Annotated in this window: 13 protein-coding genes; 4 read left to right on the top strand and 9 right to left on the bottom strand. The window is 64.6% G+C overall.

Annotated elements, in window-relative coordinates:
* Window positions 1–19: 19 nt before the first annotated feature.
* A complete protein-coding gene (locus I4X03_RS19590) occupies window positions 20–196 on the bottom strand; it encodes a hypothetical protein (protein ID WP_223469924.1) in 177 nt (58 codons plus the stop codon).
* Between the two features lie 230 nt (window positions 197–426).
* Between I4X03_RS19590 and I4X03_RS19585 the strand changes: the two genes are divergently transcribed.
* Both I4X03_RS19585 and I4X03_RS19580 read left to right on the top strand, forming a co-directional pair.
* Window positions 427–639, top strand: a complete 213-nt coding sequence (locus I4X03_RS19585; RefSeq protein ID WP_223469923.1) for a hypothetical protein — start codon at window positions 427–429, stop codon at window positions 637–639.
* A gap of 469 nt (window positions 640–1,108) precedes the next feature.
* Window positions 1,109–3,193 (top strand): ATP-dependent helicase, encoded by a 2,085-nt coding sequence (locus tag I4X03_RS19580; protein ID WP_223469922.1) that lies wholly within the window; start codon window positions 1,109–1,111, stop codon window positions 3,191–3,193.
* A gap of 48 nt (window positions 3,194–3,241) precedes the next feature.
* On the opposite strand, the gene I4X03_RS19575 is transcribed toward I4X03_RS19580, so the two are convergent.
* Genes I4X03_RS19575 through I4X03_RS19565 form a run of 3 tightly spaced genes read right to left on the bottom strand, consistent with a single transcriptional unit; the run spans window position 3,242 to window position 4,971 of the window.
* Complete coding sequence (locus I4X03_RS19575) at window positions 3,242–4,117, bottom strand: PAS domain-containing protein (RefSeq protein WP_223469921.1); 876 nt, start codon at window positions 4,115–4,117, stop codon at window positions 3,242–3,244.
* A gap of 31 nt (window positions 4,118–4,148) precedes the next feature.
* The gene (locus I4X03_RS19570) at window positions 4,149–4,352 is read right to left on the bottom strand and encodes a hypothetical protein (RefSeq protein WP_223469920.1); all 204 of its coding nucleotides are present in this window, start codon (window positions 4,350–4,352) and stop codon (window positions 4,149–4,151) included.
* Window positions 4,353–4,356: 4 nt separating this feature from the next.
* Window positions 4,357–4,971, bottom strand: coding sequence for a phosphohydrolase (locus I4X03_RS19565; protein WP_223469919.1), 615 nt, complete (start codon window positions 4,969–4,971; stop codon window positions 4,357–4,359).
* A 133-nt stretch (window positions 4,972–5,104) separates the two neighbouring features.
* Here I4X03_RS19565 and I4X03_RS19560 point away from each other — a divergent pair, with 133 nt between their 5' ends.
* Window positions 5,105–7,198 carry an NAD(P)-binding protein gene (locus tag I4X03_RS19560; RefSeq protein ID WP_223469918.1) on the top strand — a complete coding sequence of 698 codons (2,094 nt, stop codon included), beginning with the start codon at window positions 5,105–5,107 and terminating at the stop codon, window positions 7,196–7,198.
* 95 nt (window positions 7,199–7,293) lie between these two features.
* On the top strand, window positions 7,294–8,826 hold the full coding sequence (gene glpD / locus I4X03_RS19555) for a glycerol-3-phosphate dehydrogenase (RefSeq protein WP_223469917.1): 1,533 nt from the start codon (window positions 7,294–7,296) through the stop codon (window positions 8,824–8,826).
* A gap of 98 nt (window positions 8,827–8,924) precedes the next feature.
* On the opposite strand, the gene I4X03_RS19550 is transcribed toward glpD, so the two are convergent.
* From I4X03_RS19550 to I4X03_RS19530, 5 genes are read right to left on the bottom strand one after another with little or no spacing between them, the layout of a single operon-like run.
* Complete coding sequence (locus tag I4X03_RS19550) at window positions 8,925–9,596, bottom strand: MOSC domain-containing protein (protein WP_223469916.1); 672 nt, start codon at window positions 9,594–9,596, stop codon at window positions 8,925–8,927.
* A 10-nt stretch (window positions 9,597–9,606) separates the two neighbouring features.
* Window positions 9,607–10,023 (bottom strand): secondary thiamine-phosphate synthase enzyme YjbQ, encoded by a 417-nt coding sequence (locus I4X03_RS19545; protein WP_223469915.1) that lies wholly within the window; start codon window positions 10,021–10,023, stop codon window positions 9,607–9,609.
* A 39-nt stretch (window positions 10,024–10,062) separates the two neighbouring features.
* Window positions 10,063–10,914: a CheR family methyltransferase gene (locus I4X03_RS19540; protein WP_223469914.1), complete on the bottom strand. Its 852-nt coding sequence runs from the start codon at window positions 10,912–10,914 to the stop codon at window positions 10,063–10,065.
* On the bottom strand, window positions 10,902–15,785 hold the full coding sequence (locus I4X03_RS19535) for a response regulator (RefSeq protein ID WP_223469913.1): 4,884 nt from the start codon (window positions 15,783–15,785) through the stop codon (window positions 10,902–10,904). The genes I4X03_RS19540 and I4X03_RS19535 overlap by 13 nt, the downstream gene beginning before the upstream one ends.
* Window positions 15,782–17,662, bottom strand: coding sequence for a putative bifunctional diguanylate cyclase/phosphodiesterase (locus I4X03_RS19530; RefSeq protein WP_229428244.1), 1,881 nt, complete (start codon window positions 17,660–17,662; stop codon window positions 15,782–15,784). The genes I4X03_RS19535 and I4X03_RS19530 overlap by 4 nt, the downstream gene beginning before the upstream one ends.
* Between the last annotated feature and the right edge of the window lie 292 nt (window positions 17,663–17,954).

Genomic DNA, 17,954 nt, shown 5'->3' with positions numbered 1-17,954 from the left:
GGCCACTGTCTACGCGCGCTTAGCCGCCGCCGATCCCGTGGATGACCTTGCCGGTGCCGCCGCAGTTCGGGCAGTCGCGCCCGTCGCCGAGCTTGCCGCTGCCGCCGCATTCGTCGCAGATATCCTCGCCGGTACCTGGGGTGCCGGCTTCGGCATCGTCGCCGGGATTGCGCTTGGGATCGATATGGCTTGCCATGGAAATCCTCCATCGGTGGGGAACATGCCCTTCAAGATGCAGCGATTGTAGCGCGGCGCTGACGCCGGGCACCTTCCATTTCCGCGCGGCTCCAGGGGTTCGCAACTGCATGCTGCACAACTTAATAATTCGCCGTTTTGATGGGAACCTGACATTGACTTTGGGCTTTATTGGGGGATACTCCGATAGCGGCAAAATTGATCTGTGTCAGATAATTCGAGGGAGTTGCGATGAATCAATACCAATACGCCGGGGCGAATGTGGCGGTTCTGGAGCCGACGTACCAGCGCACCGATGCCAGGCGCAGAGACATCGTGAACCACGCCATTTCTGTACAAGAATCCAGCAATACCGTCGCAGCGCTCGAATACCTCAAATCCCACGGCATTTCCTCCCACGTCATCGAACGCGTGCTGCTCGAGCCATCGCGGCGCCGCCACTAAGCACGCATCCGCGATCGCGGCACCTTGTTGGTAAGGTGTAATGCATATCAAAAAAACATCGATCCGCAGCCCGTTTCCGCGCTGGGGACGGTCCGGTTATGCACAAAAAATTCCTAAAAGAATTTTTGAGTTTATTTTTGCGTGCCGTGCCGTTGACTTTTCAAGTCATTGATTTTAAACGAGAAATAGTTCTGCCTGTGGATTGGGCATTTTGTTGAAACCCGCATCAGCATTGGGTTCCGGGGTGTCAAGGGGTGGTTTTCCACAAAGTTATACACAGCGAATGTGGATATCTCAAAAAGTGCTTTAGTTACGGCTACTTAGCGCAGGACAGCCGGATAACTGATGAGATAACGCAAATGTTTGTGCGATCCGCCGCAGAATTTTGAAGCTCGCCGCGTGAATTTTTCTTGCGCGGGACTACTGGATAAATGTACAGTTATAGTGTCCCCCTAGTTTGAATGCGCAGATGCAACCCGTTGCCGAGAAAACCGTCCCTGAAGATCCGTATGGCAGCCTGAATCCCGAGCAGCGCGCAGCCGTCGAGCACGACATCGGGCAGGCCGCCCCGCGTCCGCTGCTGGTCGTCGCCGGTGCCGGATCCGGCAAGACCAATACCCTGGCGCATCGGGTGGCGAGGCTGATCCAGGGTGGCGCCGATCCCCAGCGCATTTTGCTGTTGACGTTTTCGCGCCGCGCCGCGGTCGAGATGGGCAACCGCGCCGGCCACGTGCTGCACCGGGTGATGGGGCTGCGCAGCGCCCAGGCGCCCGCGACGCTGCCGTGGGCCGGCACCTTCCACAGCATCGGCGCGCGCCTGCTGCGCCAGTACGCGGGCCGGATCGGGCTCGATGAGTCGTTTACCATCCACGACCGCGGCGACTCGGAAGACTTGATCGGCCTGGTGCGCCACGAGATCGGCCTGACCCGGACCGACAAGCGCTTTCCGCTCAAGGGCACCTGCCTGTCGATCTATTCGCGGGTGGTCAATAGCCGCGAGGCATTGGGCGATGTCTTGCAAAGCACGTTCCCTTGGTGCAGCGAGTGGGAACAGGAGCTCAAGGCGCTGTTCGGCGCCTACGTCGACGCCAAGCAGGAACAGAATGTGCTCGATTACGATGACCTGCTGCTGTTCTGGTCCGAGATGGCCGCCGACCCCGAACTGGGCCCCGAGATCGGCGCGCTGTTCGACTACGTGCTGGTCGACGAATACCAGGACACCAACCGGCTGCAGGCCGCGGTCATCACCGGCATGAAGCCGGACGGCAAGGGGGTGATGGTGGTCGGCGACGACGCCCAGTCGATCTACGCCTTCCGCGGCGCCACCGTGCGCAACATCCTCGACTTTCCGCAGCAGTTCAGCCAGCCGGCCTGCCTGATCACGCTCGAGCGCAACTACCGCTCCACCCAGCCCATCCTGGACGCTGCCAACGCGGTGATCGCGCAGGCGCTGGAACGCCATGCCAAGACGCTGTGGACCGACAAGGTCTCGACCGCGCGACCGCAGCTGGTGCTGATCCCCGATGAAGCCGAGCAGGCGCGCTGGGTGTGCAACCGCATCCTCGAGCACCGCGAAGCCGGCATCGCGCTAACCGCGCAGGCGGTGCTGTTCCGCGCCGCCAGCCATAGCGCGGCGCTGGAGCTCGAGCTGATGCGCCGCAATATCCCCTTCGTCAAGTTTGGCGGCCTGAAGTTTTTGGAAGCGTCGCACATCAAGGACGTGCTGGCAATGCTGCGCTTTGCCCAGAACCCGAGTGGGCGCATGGCCGGCTTCCGCGTGGCGCAGCTGATTCCCGGGGTCGGGCCGGCCACCGCCAGCCGCCTGCTCGACGCGCTCGGCCAGGCCGCCGAACCGGTGCTGGCGCTGGAAGCCTTCGCGCCGCCCGCCAAGGCCGGCGGCGAATGGCAAGCGTTCGTGGCCCTGTACCGGGCCTTGCGCACGCCCGGCCTGCGCTGGCCGGCCGATATCGGCCTGGTGAAGAACTGGTACCTGCCGCAGCTCGAACGCATGCACGATGACGCGCAGGTGCGCGCGGCGGATATCGAACAGCTGGCGCAGCTGGCCGGCGGCTATGGCTCGCGCGAGACCTTCCTGGCCGAGATCACGCTCGATCCGCCCGAGGCCACCAGCGACCGTGCCGGGCCGCCCAACCTGGACGAGGACTATGTCATTTTGTCGACCATTCACTCATCCAAGGGGCAGGAGTGGAAGTCGGTGCATGTGCTCAATGTGGTGGATGGCTGCATCCCGTCGGACATGAGCACCGGCAGCGCGGAAGAGATCGAGGAAGAGCGGCGGCTGCTGTATGTCGCGATGACGCGCGCCAGGGAGCACCTGCACCTGGTAGTGCCGAACCGCTTCTTCATCAAGCAGCAGGCGCAGATGGGCGACCGCCACGTGTACGCCGCCCGCACGCGCTTCATCAGCCCGGCGATGCTGAAGCATTTCGAGGAATGCGTGTGGCTGACAGCCGACCAGGCGCACAGCAGGAAGCCTATGCCCGACAGCGTGCGGATGCTGGTGCGCGAGCGCGCGCGCAACGCGTGGAAGTGAACCGGCGCAGTAGCGCGGGGGGCGGCGGCGCCCGGTATGCCGGCCCGCTCAATCGGCAGCGGTGCGCTCGGTTGCCACCGCCACATATTGATACGGCTCGCCGTCGCTGTCCTTGAACGCCAGCGCGGCGCAGCGCAGCGGCACCGGGGTCCCATAAGCGTCGGTGATCTCGAGGTCGCCTGCCCAGCCGCCGCTCCTGACCAGCGAACTGACGATCTCGTGCGCCCGCTGGTCGGAGATGCCCGGCCGCAGCGCGCCGGGCGTGCGCCCGACCACGCTGGCGCGCGTCACGCCAAACACCGTGCACAGCCGCTCATTGGCATCGACCACCACGCCATCGCGGTCGAGCGTCAGGATCAGCGCCAGCGGATTGAGCGCCGCTTGCACATTGCGCGCGCGTGCCAGTTCCTCGTTCAAGCGGTCGCGCGTTGCCTTGGCCGCAGCCAGTGTCTCGTAGGCGCGCAGCGATGAAATCACCGTGGTGAACAGCTTGCGCGTGGTCAGGTCGGCCTTGCACCAGTAATCGTTGATGTCGTAATCGACAATTACCTCGTGTTCAAACGCCTGGCCTGGCTGGCCGGTGCGCAAGACGATGCGCACCAGCTCATTGTGCAGTTGCTCGCGTATCTGGCGTGCCACGCGCAGTCCGGCGTCGTCGGTTTCCATGATCACGTCGAGCAGCACCATCGCGATATCCGGGGTGTCGCGCAGGATGTTCAGTGCCTCCTTGCCGCTGTAGGCGTGCAGGAAACTGAGGCGGCGGCCCTGGAAATTGGTCGCGCTGAGGGCGAACTTGGTCACCACATGGACATCCACATCGTCGTCGACAATGAGGATGCGCCAGGGCGCGGGTTCCGCTACGGCCGACGAGTTGTCGGGAGGATCATCGTCTTCGAGGATCAAGTCAGGGTCGGTCGTTAACATGAGTCAACATTAAGTCAGCGGTGGGGGATTGTCAAAGCAATTTACCTTGCCCGTTGCTAGTTATCCCCTGTAGTGAAGTTTTGTAGGAATTTGCCGCATCGGGTGTTTGATGCGTCGCAGCACCTAAAGCTAAGTACTTGATTTCATTGGTATAGATTTTTGCCTTCAGAACGGGCAGTTTGTTAAGAACCGCATGGATATTGGGCTTCTGGGTTGTCAAGAGGGCCTTATCCACAACGTTATCCACAGTTCTTGTGGATATCGGGAAAAACACTGTCAAATCCGCTACTTAGCGTTGAGCCCGCTTTTCGTGCGACCGCGTTCGCCGGGTCCAGCAGGCGGGCGAATTCGTCGAGGAATGCCATTTTGGCATCCCTTGGGCTCATCGGCACGATCGGTGCGGGCAGCGCCCGCACCAGGTCGAGGTAAGCCCAGCGTTCGACCGAATGCGGCATCAGGTCGCGCTTTTCGGTGGCCAGGGCGATCAGGTCGGCCTTCTTGATCGGGCCGTAGTCGGAAAAATCGACCCCGAACGCCCGGCCGATGATCAGCGTAACCTTGTCTTCGATGGCGGCAAACTCCGGCAGCAGCACCTTGAGCGGCTTGACCATGTCCCCAAGGTAAGCTTCAGCGGCATCGTGCAGCAGCGCGGCCAGCCGCAGCTCGGGCGGTACCAGCGACGCGACCACCAGGCTGTGCTGGGCCACCGAGTAGAACTCGCAGGTTTGCCCGTTGAAGCGGCACTGATAGGCCAGGCCGTGGGCGATGTCTTCGATCGCCACGCGGTCGATGCGCGGCTCGAGCGGGTAAAAGCGGTTGCCCGAAAAAGTGGAAACGTAAGGTGTCGTGATCATGCCGGCGCGCGGTTCTTCAGTCTGTCCCTCATCTTACACACTGCGGCCCCATCCACCTCGCATGATTGATATTTGCGAACATGAAACCCGGCCGTTGAAAATACACTGGCTGCTGACGTGAGGGGAGAACGCGATGAGCAACCGGCCGGCCGCAAGCACGCAGCGTGAAAAAATCGCCATCCTTGGCGGCGGCATCGGATCGCTGGCCGCGGCCTGGCACCTGTCCTCGGTCCCCGGCTGGCAGGACCGCTACGACATCACCGTCTACCAGCAGGGGTGGCGGCTGGGCGGCAAAGGCGCCAGCGGCCGCAACGCGCTGCATGGCCAGCGCATCGAAGAGCACGGGCTGCACACGCTGTTCGGCTTCTATGGCAATACCTTCGCCCTGATGCGCGCGGCCTACGACAGGCTGGGACGGGCCCCCGGCGCGCCGCTCGCCACCTGGCGCGACGCATTCAAGGCGCACGACTACGTCGCGCTGGCCGACGCCACCGCGGTCGGCCAGCGCCCCTGGCGCATCGTATTCCCCGCGCTGCCCGGAGAACCGGGACTGGGGGCGCCGGTAACGATGTGGCAGATGGCGATGACGCTGCTCGGATGGATCGGCCGCTGGCTCGACGAACTGGCCAGCCTGCAGGACGTCGACGTGCAGGGCAACGGCGCGGCGCGCTCGTACCGGCTGCTGTCGGCGCTTGCGCGCACCATGCCCGACGACTCGCGCAAGCACCAGCTGCACCAGCACGCGCTGCTGGCGCAGGCGCTCGATGGCATGCGCGCGCGCGTGCGCTCCACCTGGCGCGAGCTGTCGCCTGCCGGCGAGGAGCTGCGCCGCCTGCGCGTCTGCCTGGAGACCGGAAGTACCGTGCTCCAGGGGCTGTTCGCCGACGGCGTATTCATCAACGGCTTCGACACGATCAACGGCACCGACCTGCGCGCCTGGCTTGCAAAGCACGGCGGCGACCCCGAACTGTGCATCGACTCGGCACCGGTGCGCGCCGCCTACGACCTGGTGTTCGCCTACCAGGACGGCGACTTCGCCCGGCCGACGGCGGAAGCAGGCACCATGCTGCGCGGGATGCTGCGCCTGATGTTTGGCTACAAGGGCAGCATCATCTTCAAGATGCAGGCAGGGATGGGCGACACCGTTTTCACGCCCTTGTACGAGGTGCTGGCGGGGCGCGGCGTCAAGTTCAGGTTCTTCCACCGCGTCGAGGAGCTGGTGCCCGACGGCGACGACGTCGCCGCCATCCGCATGACGCGCCAGGTCACGCTGCGCCACGGCCGCTACAACCCGCTGGTCAGGGTGCGCGGCCTCGATTGCTGGCCCGCCGCGCCCGACTACGCGCAGATCGATCCGGCCCAGGCGGTGCTGCTGCAGGAGCGCGAAGTCGATCTTGAATCGTACTGGACCAGCTGGCCCGAACTCTATCGCCGCCAGTTCGGCCAGCCCTTGCCTGAAGTACTGCTTGAGCGTGGCCGCGACTTCGACAAGGTGGTGTTCGGGATACCGGTCGGGTCGCTGGCCGCACTGTGCCCGCGCCTGCTGGCCGCCAGCGCGCCGCTCAAGGCGGCCTCCGAGCAGCTGCGGACCGTCGCCACGCAGGCGTGCCAGGTATGGCTCGACCGGTCCCTGGCGCAGGCCGGATGGACGCACCAGCCCGGCGGGCAGCATCCGGTACTGGCCGGCTTCTCGCAGCCCTATGGAATCTGGGCGCCGCTGGACCACCTGCTGGCACGCGAAGACTGGCCGCCGGCCCAGCAACCCGAAAGCGTGTCGTACTTTTGCGGCACGCTGCCGATGCCGTCCTATCCGCCGCAAGCCGATCACGGCTATCCGGCGCGCGCGCGGATGCTGGCCAAGGAAGGCGCGATCGAACTGCTGGCCCAGCGCATCGGCGACCTGTGGCCCTCGGCCATGCAGGCGGGCGGCTTTGCCTGGCACTGGCTGTCGGACCCGATGCAGCGCGAAGGCGTGGCACGTTTCGACGCCCAGTACTGGCGCGCCAATGTCGACCCGTCGGAGCGCTACGTGCTGTGCGCCGCCGGCACGGCGCAATACCGGCTGGCGTCGGACGGCGCCGGCTTCGCCAACCTGTTCCTGGCCGGCGACTGGCTCAAGACAGGGCTCGACGCAGGCTGTATCGAGGCCGCGGTCATGGGCGGCATGCAGGCCTCGCGCGCCATTTGCGGCGTTCCGGAGCGGATCGACGGCGAGGTCGATGCCTGAGGCGCGGTTCGCCCATGGTGCGAAAATTTGTCAAGGCGGCCCATTCGGTACACAATCAGCCATGTGTCCGGTGATGGCGCATATGGGGGCGGAGGATGGACCAACCAGGTGACCTGATTGAAACCGACGTGCTGATCGTCGGCGGCGGCATCAATGGCGCCGGCATCGCGCGCGACGCGGCCGGGCGCGGCCTGCGCGTGCTCCTGTGCGAGAAGGACGACCTGGCCGCGCATACGTCGTCGGCGTCGAGCAAGCTGATCCACGGCGGCCTGCGCTACCTGGAGCATTACGAATTCCGCCTGGTGCGCAAGGCGCTGGCCGAGCGCGAGGTGCTGCTGCGCAGCGCCCCGCACATCATGCGTCCCCTCAGGTTCGTCATGCCGCACGACAGCGGCCAGCGCCCGGTATGGCTGATCCGCGCGGGCCTGTACTTGTACGACACGCTGGCGCGGCGCGAGTTCTTGCCAGGCTCGCAGGCCATCGTGCTGCGTTCGCACGCGGCGGGCGCGCCGCTGAAGGACAGCTTCACGCGCGGCTTTGTCTATTCCGACGGCTGGGTCGACGATGCGCGGCTGGTCGTCCTCAATGCGATCGCCGCGCGCGAACGCGGCGCCAGCATCCTCACGCGCACCGCCTGCAGCGCACTGCGACGCGATGCCGGGCACTGGACCGCGACGCTGACCCATGCGCAGGGCAGCACGCGGGTAAAGGCGCGCTGCCTGGTCAACGCCGCCGGGCCGTGGGCCGCGCAATTTCTGCAAACCGCGACGCTTGCAGGTCCGGGCAAGGCGCTACGCCTGATCAAAGGCAGCCACATCGTCGTGCCGCGCCTGTTCGACCACGACTACGCCTACATCTTCCAGCATCCCGACGGGCGCATCGTCTTCGCCATGCCGTACGAGCAGGAGTTCACGCTGATCGGCACCACCGACCTCGATTACGACGGTGACCTCGACCAGGTGGCGATCAGCGACAGCGAGATCGCCTACCTGTGCACGCTGTCGAACCGCTACTTCAAGCGTGCGATCACACCGGGCGACGTGGTGTGGACCTATTCTGGCGTACGTCCGCTGGTCGAGGACGACGCGGCCAGCGCCGCCGCCGCCACGCGCGACTTCCGCCTCGAGCTGGACGACAGCGCCGCACCGATGCTGACGGTCTTCGGCGGCAAGATCACCACCTTCCGCAAGCTGGCCGAGGAAGCCGTCGACCGCATCGCCCCGGTGCTGGGCAATCGCAGCGGCGCCTGGACAGCTGCCGCATGCCTGCCGGGCGGCGACCTGTTCGGCGGCAAGCCGTCGAACCGCGGCGTGGTCGAATTCGACAGCTGGCTTGACGGGGTAGGGCGCCGCTACCCGTGGCTGCCGCGCGCCCTGGCGCTGCGCTACGGACGGGCGTACGGCAGCCGCATCGACATCCTGCTGGCGCGGCGCCAGGGCATGCACGAGCTTGGGCCGCAAATCGTGCCCGGCCTGTTCGCGGCCGAAGTGGATTACCTGGTCGAACATGAATGGGCCACCTGCGCCGCCGATATCCTGTGGCGCCGCTCGAAGCTCGGACTACACGCCGGCAAGGGCAGCGAACAGGTGCTCGATGAATGGATCGCCCAGCGCACGCGTGTCGCCTGATGGCGCGGCGCCGTCCTGCACGTCCATCAGCGTGATGACGGCCGTCAGCTTGCGCCACCGGGATCCCATGCGGGAGCCGGCGCAGGCAGCGGCGTACCTTAGCGCTCGAACAGGCCTTCGCCATTCCAGCGGTGCCGCATGGATGCCGAGCGTGCCGCGATGGCCTTGGCAGCGTAGCGTTCGCCCAGACTGTCGATCAGGCGCGGGAACGCCCGGCAGTAGCTGGGCTGCACGCCGGCCAGGCGCGCCAGCTGTTTGTATTCGATGACCGCCCCGGGCGGCACCGCGTCGAGAACCTGGGCGATGCGCCTGCGCCAGTCCTCGGGCCAGGGCGCTTCCAGCACTCCCAGGTCCTGCACGCGGTCGCCGCGCTGAACCAGGCCGCCGGCAAGCACCCGCGCCAGCATCCCGCGCCGCGTGCCGAGCTTGCGCGACAGGCCGCTTTGCTGGATATCGAGCTGTCCGCATGCTTCGCACTGGAACATCAGCCGCAGCCGCACCTCGCCGCCGATCCGCAGCACTGCGCCCGACACCAGCGTCGAGGTATCGAAATCGACCAGCAGGTTCTCGCGCAGGGCATGGGGCGGCAGGGAGAATTGGTCATAGGCCTGCGCGCTTGCCAGCAACAGCTGGCGCGGCGAGAGCGGATCGGCATGCACATCGCCGTCGATGCCCGCGCCATCGATCAGGCGGGCGCGGTCGGCATTCAGCGACCCCGCCGCGGTGCGGATCGTCAGCGCCGTGACCTGGCCGATGTCGCGTCCCTGCACGGCGCCAGCCCTATGCGCCGAGAATCGTGATCACCACGCTGCGGCGCTGCGCCATCGCGCGGTGCTCCCACAGGAAGATGCCCTGCCAGGTACCGAGCAGCAGCCGTCCGCCGCCGACCGGCACGGTCAGGCTCGAATCGGTCAGCATGCTGCGCCCGTGCGCCGCCATGTCGTCCGGGCCTTCGGTCTTGTGGCGATAGGCCGGATCGCCGTCCGGCACCAGCCGTGTCATGATGGTTTCGAGATCGCGCCGCACGTCGGCGTCGGCGTTTTCGGTGATCGTCAGCGAGCAGCTGGTGTGCTGGACGAACACGTGGACGATCCCGCACTGGACGCCGGAATCCCTGACCGCCTTCGCCACCGTATCGGTGATGCCGAGGGTGCCGCGGCCGGTGGTCGAAAATTTGTGAGTGAATTGATGAACCATCGAATGCGATCCCCGGTGTCGGCCGGCCCGCTGCCAGCGCTACGCTACCCGTTTATACCACCCCTGGTGCGAGAACACCGCCTGATAGTTTTCGCCGAACGCGTCACCCTCGTCGAATTCGCGGTCGATGCCGAGCACGCCAAAGCGCGCCAGGCTCTCATGGAACAGCCTGAGCACGCGGCGCCGCAGCACCGGACCGAAGTCGGGCAGGGCGCGCCGGCAGACGATCAGCTGGAACTCATTGAACGACGCATCCGTGACCAGGTTGTACTGGGCCCAGTTGATGCGGTTGCGCAGGCTCGACGCCAGCACCGCGTGGCCGTCTTCGATCTCGAAGTAGTCGTCAAGATTGCCGGTGCCGCCGCTGGCGCGGTAGTTTTCCTTGCACTGCTCCATCCGCTCAAGCGAGATACGCGCATTGCGCGCCTCGTCCAGCATCTGCTCGTTGGCGGCGGTGGCGTAGATATCGGTGCGCGTGTGCAGCTGCTCTTCGGCCAGCATGATCGCCAGCGACCACGCTTCCTCGGCGCCGCCGCATTCGGCCAGCCAGATCTTCGGCACCGCCGACGCGCGCAGGCACGACGCCAGCACGATGCGCAGCTGGCGCGCCTGCTCGGGGTCGTCGAACAGGGTCGCCGGCGGCACCGCCAGCGCGCGCAGCAATGCGTCGCTGGCGCCCGGCTCGTGCAGCACCCGGTCCTGCAGGCGCGAGACGGTCGCCAGGCCGCGCGCCCGCATCAGGGCGTACAGGCGGCGCCGGATGGCCTGGCGGTCGTAGTCGCGGTAGTCGAAGCCGTAGCGCTGGAACAAGGCTTCCAGCAGCAGCTCGATCTCCAGTTCTTCCGTCGCCAGCCCGGTCTCGCCCGAAGGGTAGCCGCTCAATGCAGCCACACCCGCATCAGCGACAGCAGCTGGGCCACATCGACAGGCTTGGTGATGTAGTCCGACGCACCGGCGGCGATACACTTGTCGCGGTCGCCCTTCATCGCTTTCGCGGTCAGGGTGATGATCGGCAGCGACTTGAATTTCGGGATGCGGCGGATCGCCCGCATCGTGTCGTAGCCGTCCATCTCCGGCATCATGATGTCCATCAGGACGATCTCGATGGTCGGGTCTTTTTCCAGCACTTCAATGCCGTCGCGGCCGTTCTCGGCGAAGGAGACCTGCATTTGCTGGCGCTCCAGCAGCGAGGACAGCGCGAAGATGTTGCGCAGGTCATCGTCGACGATCAGCACCTTGCGGCCTGCCAGCCCGCCATCGGCGGCGTGGATCTCGTCGAGCATGCGGCGCTGGGTTTCCGGCAGCGATGCGTGCGAACGGTGCAGGAACAGCGCCGTTTCGTCGAGCAGGCGCTCGGGCGAACGCGCATCCTTGATCACGATGGTCTTGGCGTAGCGCTTCAGTTTGGTGACTTCCTTCTTGTTCAGGTCCTTCGCGGTGTAGATCACGATCGGCAGGTCGCGCAAGCTGGCATCCTTGCCGATCAGGTCAAGCAGGTCGAAGCCGCTGATGTCAGGCAGGGTCAGGTCAAGCACCATGCAGTCGAAATGCGAACCGCGCAGGGCTTCCAGCGCCGCCTCGCCGGTGTTGGCGGTGACGATGCGGATGTCGCCGTCGCCGATCAGCGCGACGATCGAATCGCGCTGCGCTTCTTCATCGTCCACCACCAGCAGGCTGCGTTTGCCGCCCAGCAGGAACTTCTGGATGCGGGTGAATTCTTCCTGCAGCGTGTCGCGGCTCACCGGCTTGTTCATGTACGAGATGGCGCCCTGGCGCAGCGCGCGTTCCCGCTCGCGCAGGCTGGACATCACGTGGACCGGAATGTGGCGGGTGCTCGGGTCGCGCTTGAGGCGGTCGAGCACCGTGAAGCCGTCGATATCGGGCAGGTCGATGTCGAGCAGGATTGCCGACGGCAGGTAGTCGCGCGCCAGCGACAGGGCCGAGTCGCCCTGCTGGGTCACGATCACCTTGAAGTTCTTTTCGCGGGCGAACTCGATGACCACGCTGGCGAAGCGCTCGTCGTCCTCGACGATCAGCACCGATGGATCGCCCGGTGCGACCAGCGAACGGTCGTCCGTCGACGAGGTGTATTCCACCTGGTGCGGATGGTCGATCGCGTCGATGATGTCGCTTTCGAAGCGCGGCGCCATCTGGTAGCTGGCCGACGGCGCTGCAAGGCGTGCTGGCTGCGGCTGGCGTGTCTGTTCGTAGTTGATGAAGCCTGCGCGGTTGTACGGCAGGTACAGCGTGAAGGTCGATCCGCCGTTGACGACCGACTCGACGCGGATCTCGCCGCCCAGCAGGCGCGCCAGTTCGCGCGAAATCGACAGGCCAAGGCCGGTACCGCCGTACTTGCGCGCGGTGGAACCATCGGCCTGCTGGAATGCTTCGAAGATCAGCTGCAGCTTGTCGCCGGCAATACCGACGCCGGTATCCTTGACCGAGAACGCCAGTACCGCGTCGGCATGCACCAGGTTCGGGTGGTCGCTGGTCCAGCCGCTGGTGACCAGCGAGATCTCCAGCGCGACCTTGCCGTGGTGGGTGAACTTGAACGCGTTCGACAGCAGGTTCTTGAGAACCTGCTGCAGGCGCGTGGTATCGGTCATCACAGCCGCAGGCAGGGCCTCGGCCAGTTCGACCGTGAAGCCGAGATGCTTGGCTTCGGCCATGTGGCGGAAGGTGCGGTCGACGTAGTTGCGCAGCGTCGAGAAGCGGTATTCCGACACGTCCAGCGTGACCGTGCCCGATTCGATCTTGGACAGGTCAAGAATGTCGTTAATCAGGGTCAGCAAGTCGGAGCCGGAGCCGTGGATGGTCTTGGCGAATTCGACCTGCTTGCCCGACAGGTTGCCTTCCGGGTTATCGGACAGCTGCTGCGCGAGAATCAGCAGCGAGTTAAGCGGGGTACGCAGCTCGTGCGACATATTCGCCAGGAACTCGGACTTGTACTTGGACGACAGGGCCAGCTGGGTGGCTTTTTCTTCCAGCGCCAGTTTCGCCTGTTCCACCTCGCGGTTTTTCCGTTCCACCTCGATATTCTGCTCGGACAGCAGGCGCGCCTTTTCCGCCAGTTCCTGGTTGGTCTGCTGGAGCTCTTGCGCCAGCGACTGCGACTGGGTCAGCAGGGACTCGGTACGGCTGTTCGCCTCGATCGTATTCAGAACAACGCCGATCGATTCCATCAGCTGGTCAAGGAAGGACAGGTGGGTTTCGGTGAAGCGGTCGAGCGAGGCAATCTCGATCACGGCCTTGACCTGCTGCTCGAACAGGATCGGCAGCACCACGATGTTGTTTGGCGGCGCCGCGCCCAGCCCCGACGAGACCACGATGTAATCGCGCGGCACGTCGGTGAGCCAGATGCGGTTCTTCTCCAGCGCGCACTGGCCTACCAGGCCTTCGCCCGGCAGGAAGGAGGTCGGCAGCTTGCGGCTGGAACGGTAGCCGTAGCTGGCGATCATGCGCAGGCGCGCGTCGATCTCCTGCGAGTCCATCATGTAGAACACGCCGTGGTGCGCCGAGACCAGCGGCGCCAGTTCCGACAGAATCAGCTTGGTCACGGCCTGCAAGTCGCGCTGGCCCTGCAGCAGCCGGGTAAATCGCGCAAGGTTGGTCTTGAGCCAATCCTGCTGCGCGTTTTTCTGCGTGGTTTCCTTCAGGTTGCGGATCATCTCGTTGATGTTGTCCTTCAGGTAGGACACCTCGCCGCGCGCCTCCACCTGAATCGACCGCGACAAGTCGCCTCGCGTCACCGCCGTCGCCACCTCCGCAATCGCGCGCACCTGGTTGGTCAGGTTTGCCGCCAGCTGGTTGACGTTCTCGGTCAAGTCTTTCCAGGTACCGGCGACACCGGACACGTTTGCCTGGCCGCCCAGCTTACCTTCTGTACCCACTTCACGCGCCACGCGCGTCACCTCGGATGCGAACGAGGACAACTGGTCCACCATGACGTTGATGGTGTCCTTCAGCTCGAGAATCTCGCCTTTCACGTCCACCGTAATCTTCTTAGACAAGTCGCCTCGCGCCACCGCCGTCGTCACCGCCGCGATGTTACGCACCTGGCCGGTCAGGTTGGACGCCATGAAGTTCACGTTGTCGGTCAAGTCTTTCCAGGTACCGCCGACGCCCGGCACGTATGCCTGGCCGCCCAGCTTACCTTCGGTACCCACCTCACGCGCCACGCGCGTCACCTCGGAAGCGAACGAGGACAACTGGTCCACCATGACGTTAATGGTGTTTTTCAGTTCGAGAATCTCGCCCTTCACGTCCACCGTGATCTTTTTCGACAGGTCGCCGTTCGCCACCGCGGTCGTCACGTCCGCGATGTTACGCACCTGGCCGGTCAGGTTACCCGCCATCGAGTTCACGCCGTCGGTCAAGTCTTTCCAGGTGCCTGCGACACCCGGCACGTTCGCCTGGCCGCCCAGCTTACCCTCGGTACCCACTTCTCGCGCCACCCGCGTCACCTCCGATGCGAAGGAGTTCAGCTGGTCGACCATGACGTTGATGGTGTTCTTCAGTTCGAGAATCTCGCCCTTTACGTCCACCGTAATCTTTTTCGACAAGTCGCCGTTCGCCACCGCGGTCGTCACGTCCGCGATGTTACGCACCTGGCCCGTCAGGTTACCCGCCATCGAGTTCACCGAGTCGGTCAAGTCCTTCCAGGTGCCCGCCACGCCCTTCACCTGCGCCTGGCCGCCCAGCTTACCTTCGGTACCCACTTCGCGCGCAACCCGCGTTACCTCGGATGCGAACGAGGACAGCTGGTCCACCATGACGTTAATGGTGTTCTTCAGTTCGAGAATCTCGCCCTTCACGTCCACCGTAATTTTCTTCGACAAGTCGCCGTTCGCCACCGCCGTCGTCACCGCCGCGATGTTACGCACCTGGCCCGTCAGGTTAGACGCCATGAAGTTCACGTTATCGGTCAAGTCCTTCCAGGTGCCGCCCACGCCCGGCACATACGCCTGGCCGCCCAGCTTACCTTCGGTACCCACCTCGCGCGCCACCCGGGTTACTTCGGACGCGAACGAGCGCAGCTGGTCCACCATGACGTTAATCGTGTCCTTCAGCTGCAGGATCTCGCCGCGCACGTCGACCGTAATTTTCTTCGACAAGTCGCCGTTCGCCACCGCCGTCGTCACTTCCGCGATGTTACGCACCTGCGAAGTCAGGTTACCCGCCATCGAGTTCACCGAGTCGGTCAAGTCCTTCCAGGTACCTGCCACGCCTTTCACCTGCGCCTGGCCGCCCAGCTTTCCTTCGGTACCCACCTCGCGCGCCACGCGCGTCACTTCGGAAGAGAACGAGGACAGCTGCTCCACCATCGTGTTCGCGGTCATCGCCGCGCGCAGGTACTGGCCCTTGAGCGGATGGCCGTCCACTTCCAGCGCCATGGTCTGCGACAGGTCGCCCTTCGCCACCGCGCCGATGACGCGCGCCATCTCGGTTGTCGGGCGCACCAGGTCGTCGATCAGCGTATTGACCGAACTGATGATCGTGGCCCAGCCGCCGACCATGTTCGGCACCGCGGCGCGCTGCGTCAGGCGGCCTTCGCGGCCCACCACGCGCGACACCTCGGTGACCGTCTTGACCATCTTTTCCTTGGTCTCGATGATCTCGTTGAGGGTATCGGCGATCTTGCCGGACACTCCCGTCCAGTCGGATGGCATGCGCACGGAGAAGTCGCCTTTTTTCAGCGCCATCAGCGTCGCGAGCAATAGCTTGGCGTCTAGCTCTTCGGCCATTTCGGTCATGTTGTTCATCGACTTTGTCCTCGTTTTCTGGGAGTGGATTGGTTGGCCCGGGATGGAGCCGGGTGTAGTTCTATTGGGTTGTTGCGCGCAGCTTGTCCAAGCATCGCCAGCATGGGCGCCGCCGGCAGCACGCGACTGAGAAAATCGCCATGATACTCGTCGCAAGCGAGTGAATGCAAAGCGGCCAGCTGGGCGCTTGTATGTACGCCCTTGGCCAGCACGCGCAGGCCGAGCGCGCGCGCCAGGTGGACCAGCGCCGCCAGCATGTCTTGGCCGCCCTTTTCGTCCAGCGCGTGAACCAGCGAGGCGTCGATGCGCAGCGCCGAAAAGGGCAGGGTGCGCAGCAGGCCAAGGCCAGGACCGGCGCTGCCGAAGTCGTCGACCGCCAGCTGGACGCCGCGCTCGTGCAACCCGTGCAGCACGGCGTCAAGATCGCGCCGGCCGGCCAGCATTTGCTCGGTCAGCTGCAATTCAAGCGCGTCGCCGGGAAGCTTGCAGGCACGGACGTGAGCGAGGATTCTTTCAGCCAGCGGCGCGCCGATCCCGGGCGACACCAGCCGCACCGACACTGGCAGCGCAGGCAGTTCTGCCGCCGACTCGCGCCATTGCGACGCCTGCACGCAGGCTTCGCCGATGGTCCAGTCATCCACCCGTTCGAGCAGGGCGCGGTCGGGAACCTCGGCGACATACTGGCGCGCATCGACCAGGCCGTGGCGCGGATGGCGCCAGGCCAGCTGCGTTTCGATGCCACGCAGTTCGCCCGTGGCGACGCAGGCGCGCGGCAGGAAAGCCAGCGAGAATTCGCCGTTCTCCAGGGCGTCCTTGAGCTCTTTGGTCCACAGTGCGCGTTCGGTCTCGCGGGCGTTGAGCTCCTCGCGGAAAAACTCGATGCCGCCACGCTGGTTCTGCTTGGCGTGATACATGGCGCGGTCGGCGTTGCGGATCAGGGCTGCGGCGTTGTCGGCGTCCTGCGGGTACAGCGCGATGCCGATGCTGGTGCCGGTGTTGATGGCATGGTTGTCGATGTCGAAGCGGCGCGCGTGGGCCTGGCTGATCTTGCGCGCCACGCGCGCCGCGTTGGCGGCCGCGCCTTTCCCTTCGAGCAGGACGACAAACTCATCGCCCCCGAGGCGCGCGACCACGTCCGATACCCGCACCGAGGACAGCAGGCGCGCGGCGACCTGGCGCAGCAGTTCGTCGCCGATATGGTGGCCGAGATTGTCGTTGACCTGCTTGAAGCGGTCGAGGTCGAGGAACAGCAGCGCGCATTCGCCCTGGTGGCGGTCGCAGGTCGCCACCGCGTGTTCGAGCTGCTGGATCAGCGAGCGCCGGTTTACCAGCCCGGTGAGGGCGTCGCGGATCGACAGGTCGTGGGCGCGCTGCTCGGCCAGTTTGCGCTCGGCCACTTCCTGTTCCAGCTCGCCGTTGATGCGTTCGAGGTCCTGGATGCGCTGCACCCGCAGGTCCTGGTAGAGCTTCGACAGCTCGTCGGTCTTGGCGCGCAGTTCGAGGTTCTTGCGGGTCAGGTCGACAAATACGGCGACCTTGGTCTGCAGCACCTGCGGGATTACCGGCGTAAACAAATAGTCCGCCGCGCCAGCCTGGTAGGCTTTCAGGCGGTGCATCTCGTCGGCGAAGTAGGCGGTGATGAAGATGATCGGCACCGAACTGGTGCGCGGATGCGAGTGGATCGCCTCGGCGGTCTCGAAGCCGTCCATGCCGGGCATATTCACGTCCAGCAAGATCACGGCGAACTCGTGGGTCAGGACCTTGCGCAGGGCTTCATGGCCCGAGGTGGCGGTAACCAGTTCGTAGTTGAGCAGGTCGGTTGCGGACGTCAGCAGGCTTTCGAGCGCAAAAAGGCTCGCCGCGTCATCGTTGACCAATAAAACTTTCGGAATCTGCACGCCAGACTGGACCTGTATGGATAAAATTGCGTACTAAGTTTTAATAGCCTACACGAAACAAAATTTCCCTGACGCACGGCTTGAGCGCCGATTTGGCCCGTATGTGGCGCGGAAACCACGTCCCGTCGCAATTTGCATAAGATCGTGAACAAAATCTACGACTTGTACTTTTAAGCATTATGTGCACTGCGGGGCGCGGTGGCGATTTTACCGTGTTCGATGCTTGGCAAGAAGTTATTGACCATTGAGTTTTAGTTATCGATGCACTACG

Source organism: Massilia soli (assembly GCF_016809835.1).
GTDB lineage: Bacteria > Pseudomonadota > Gammaproteobacteria > Burkholderiales > Burkholderiaceae_D > Telluria_A > Telluria_A soli.
The sequence above is the reverse complement of the archived record's forward strand: the minus strand, read 5'-3'. Positions and strand labels throughout refer to the sequence as shown.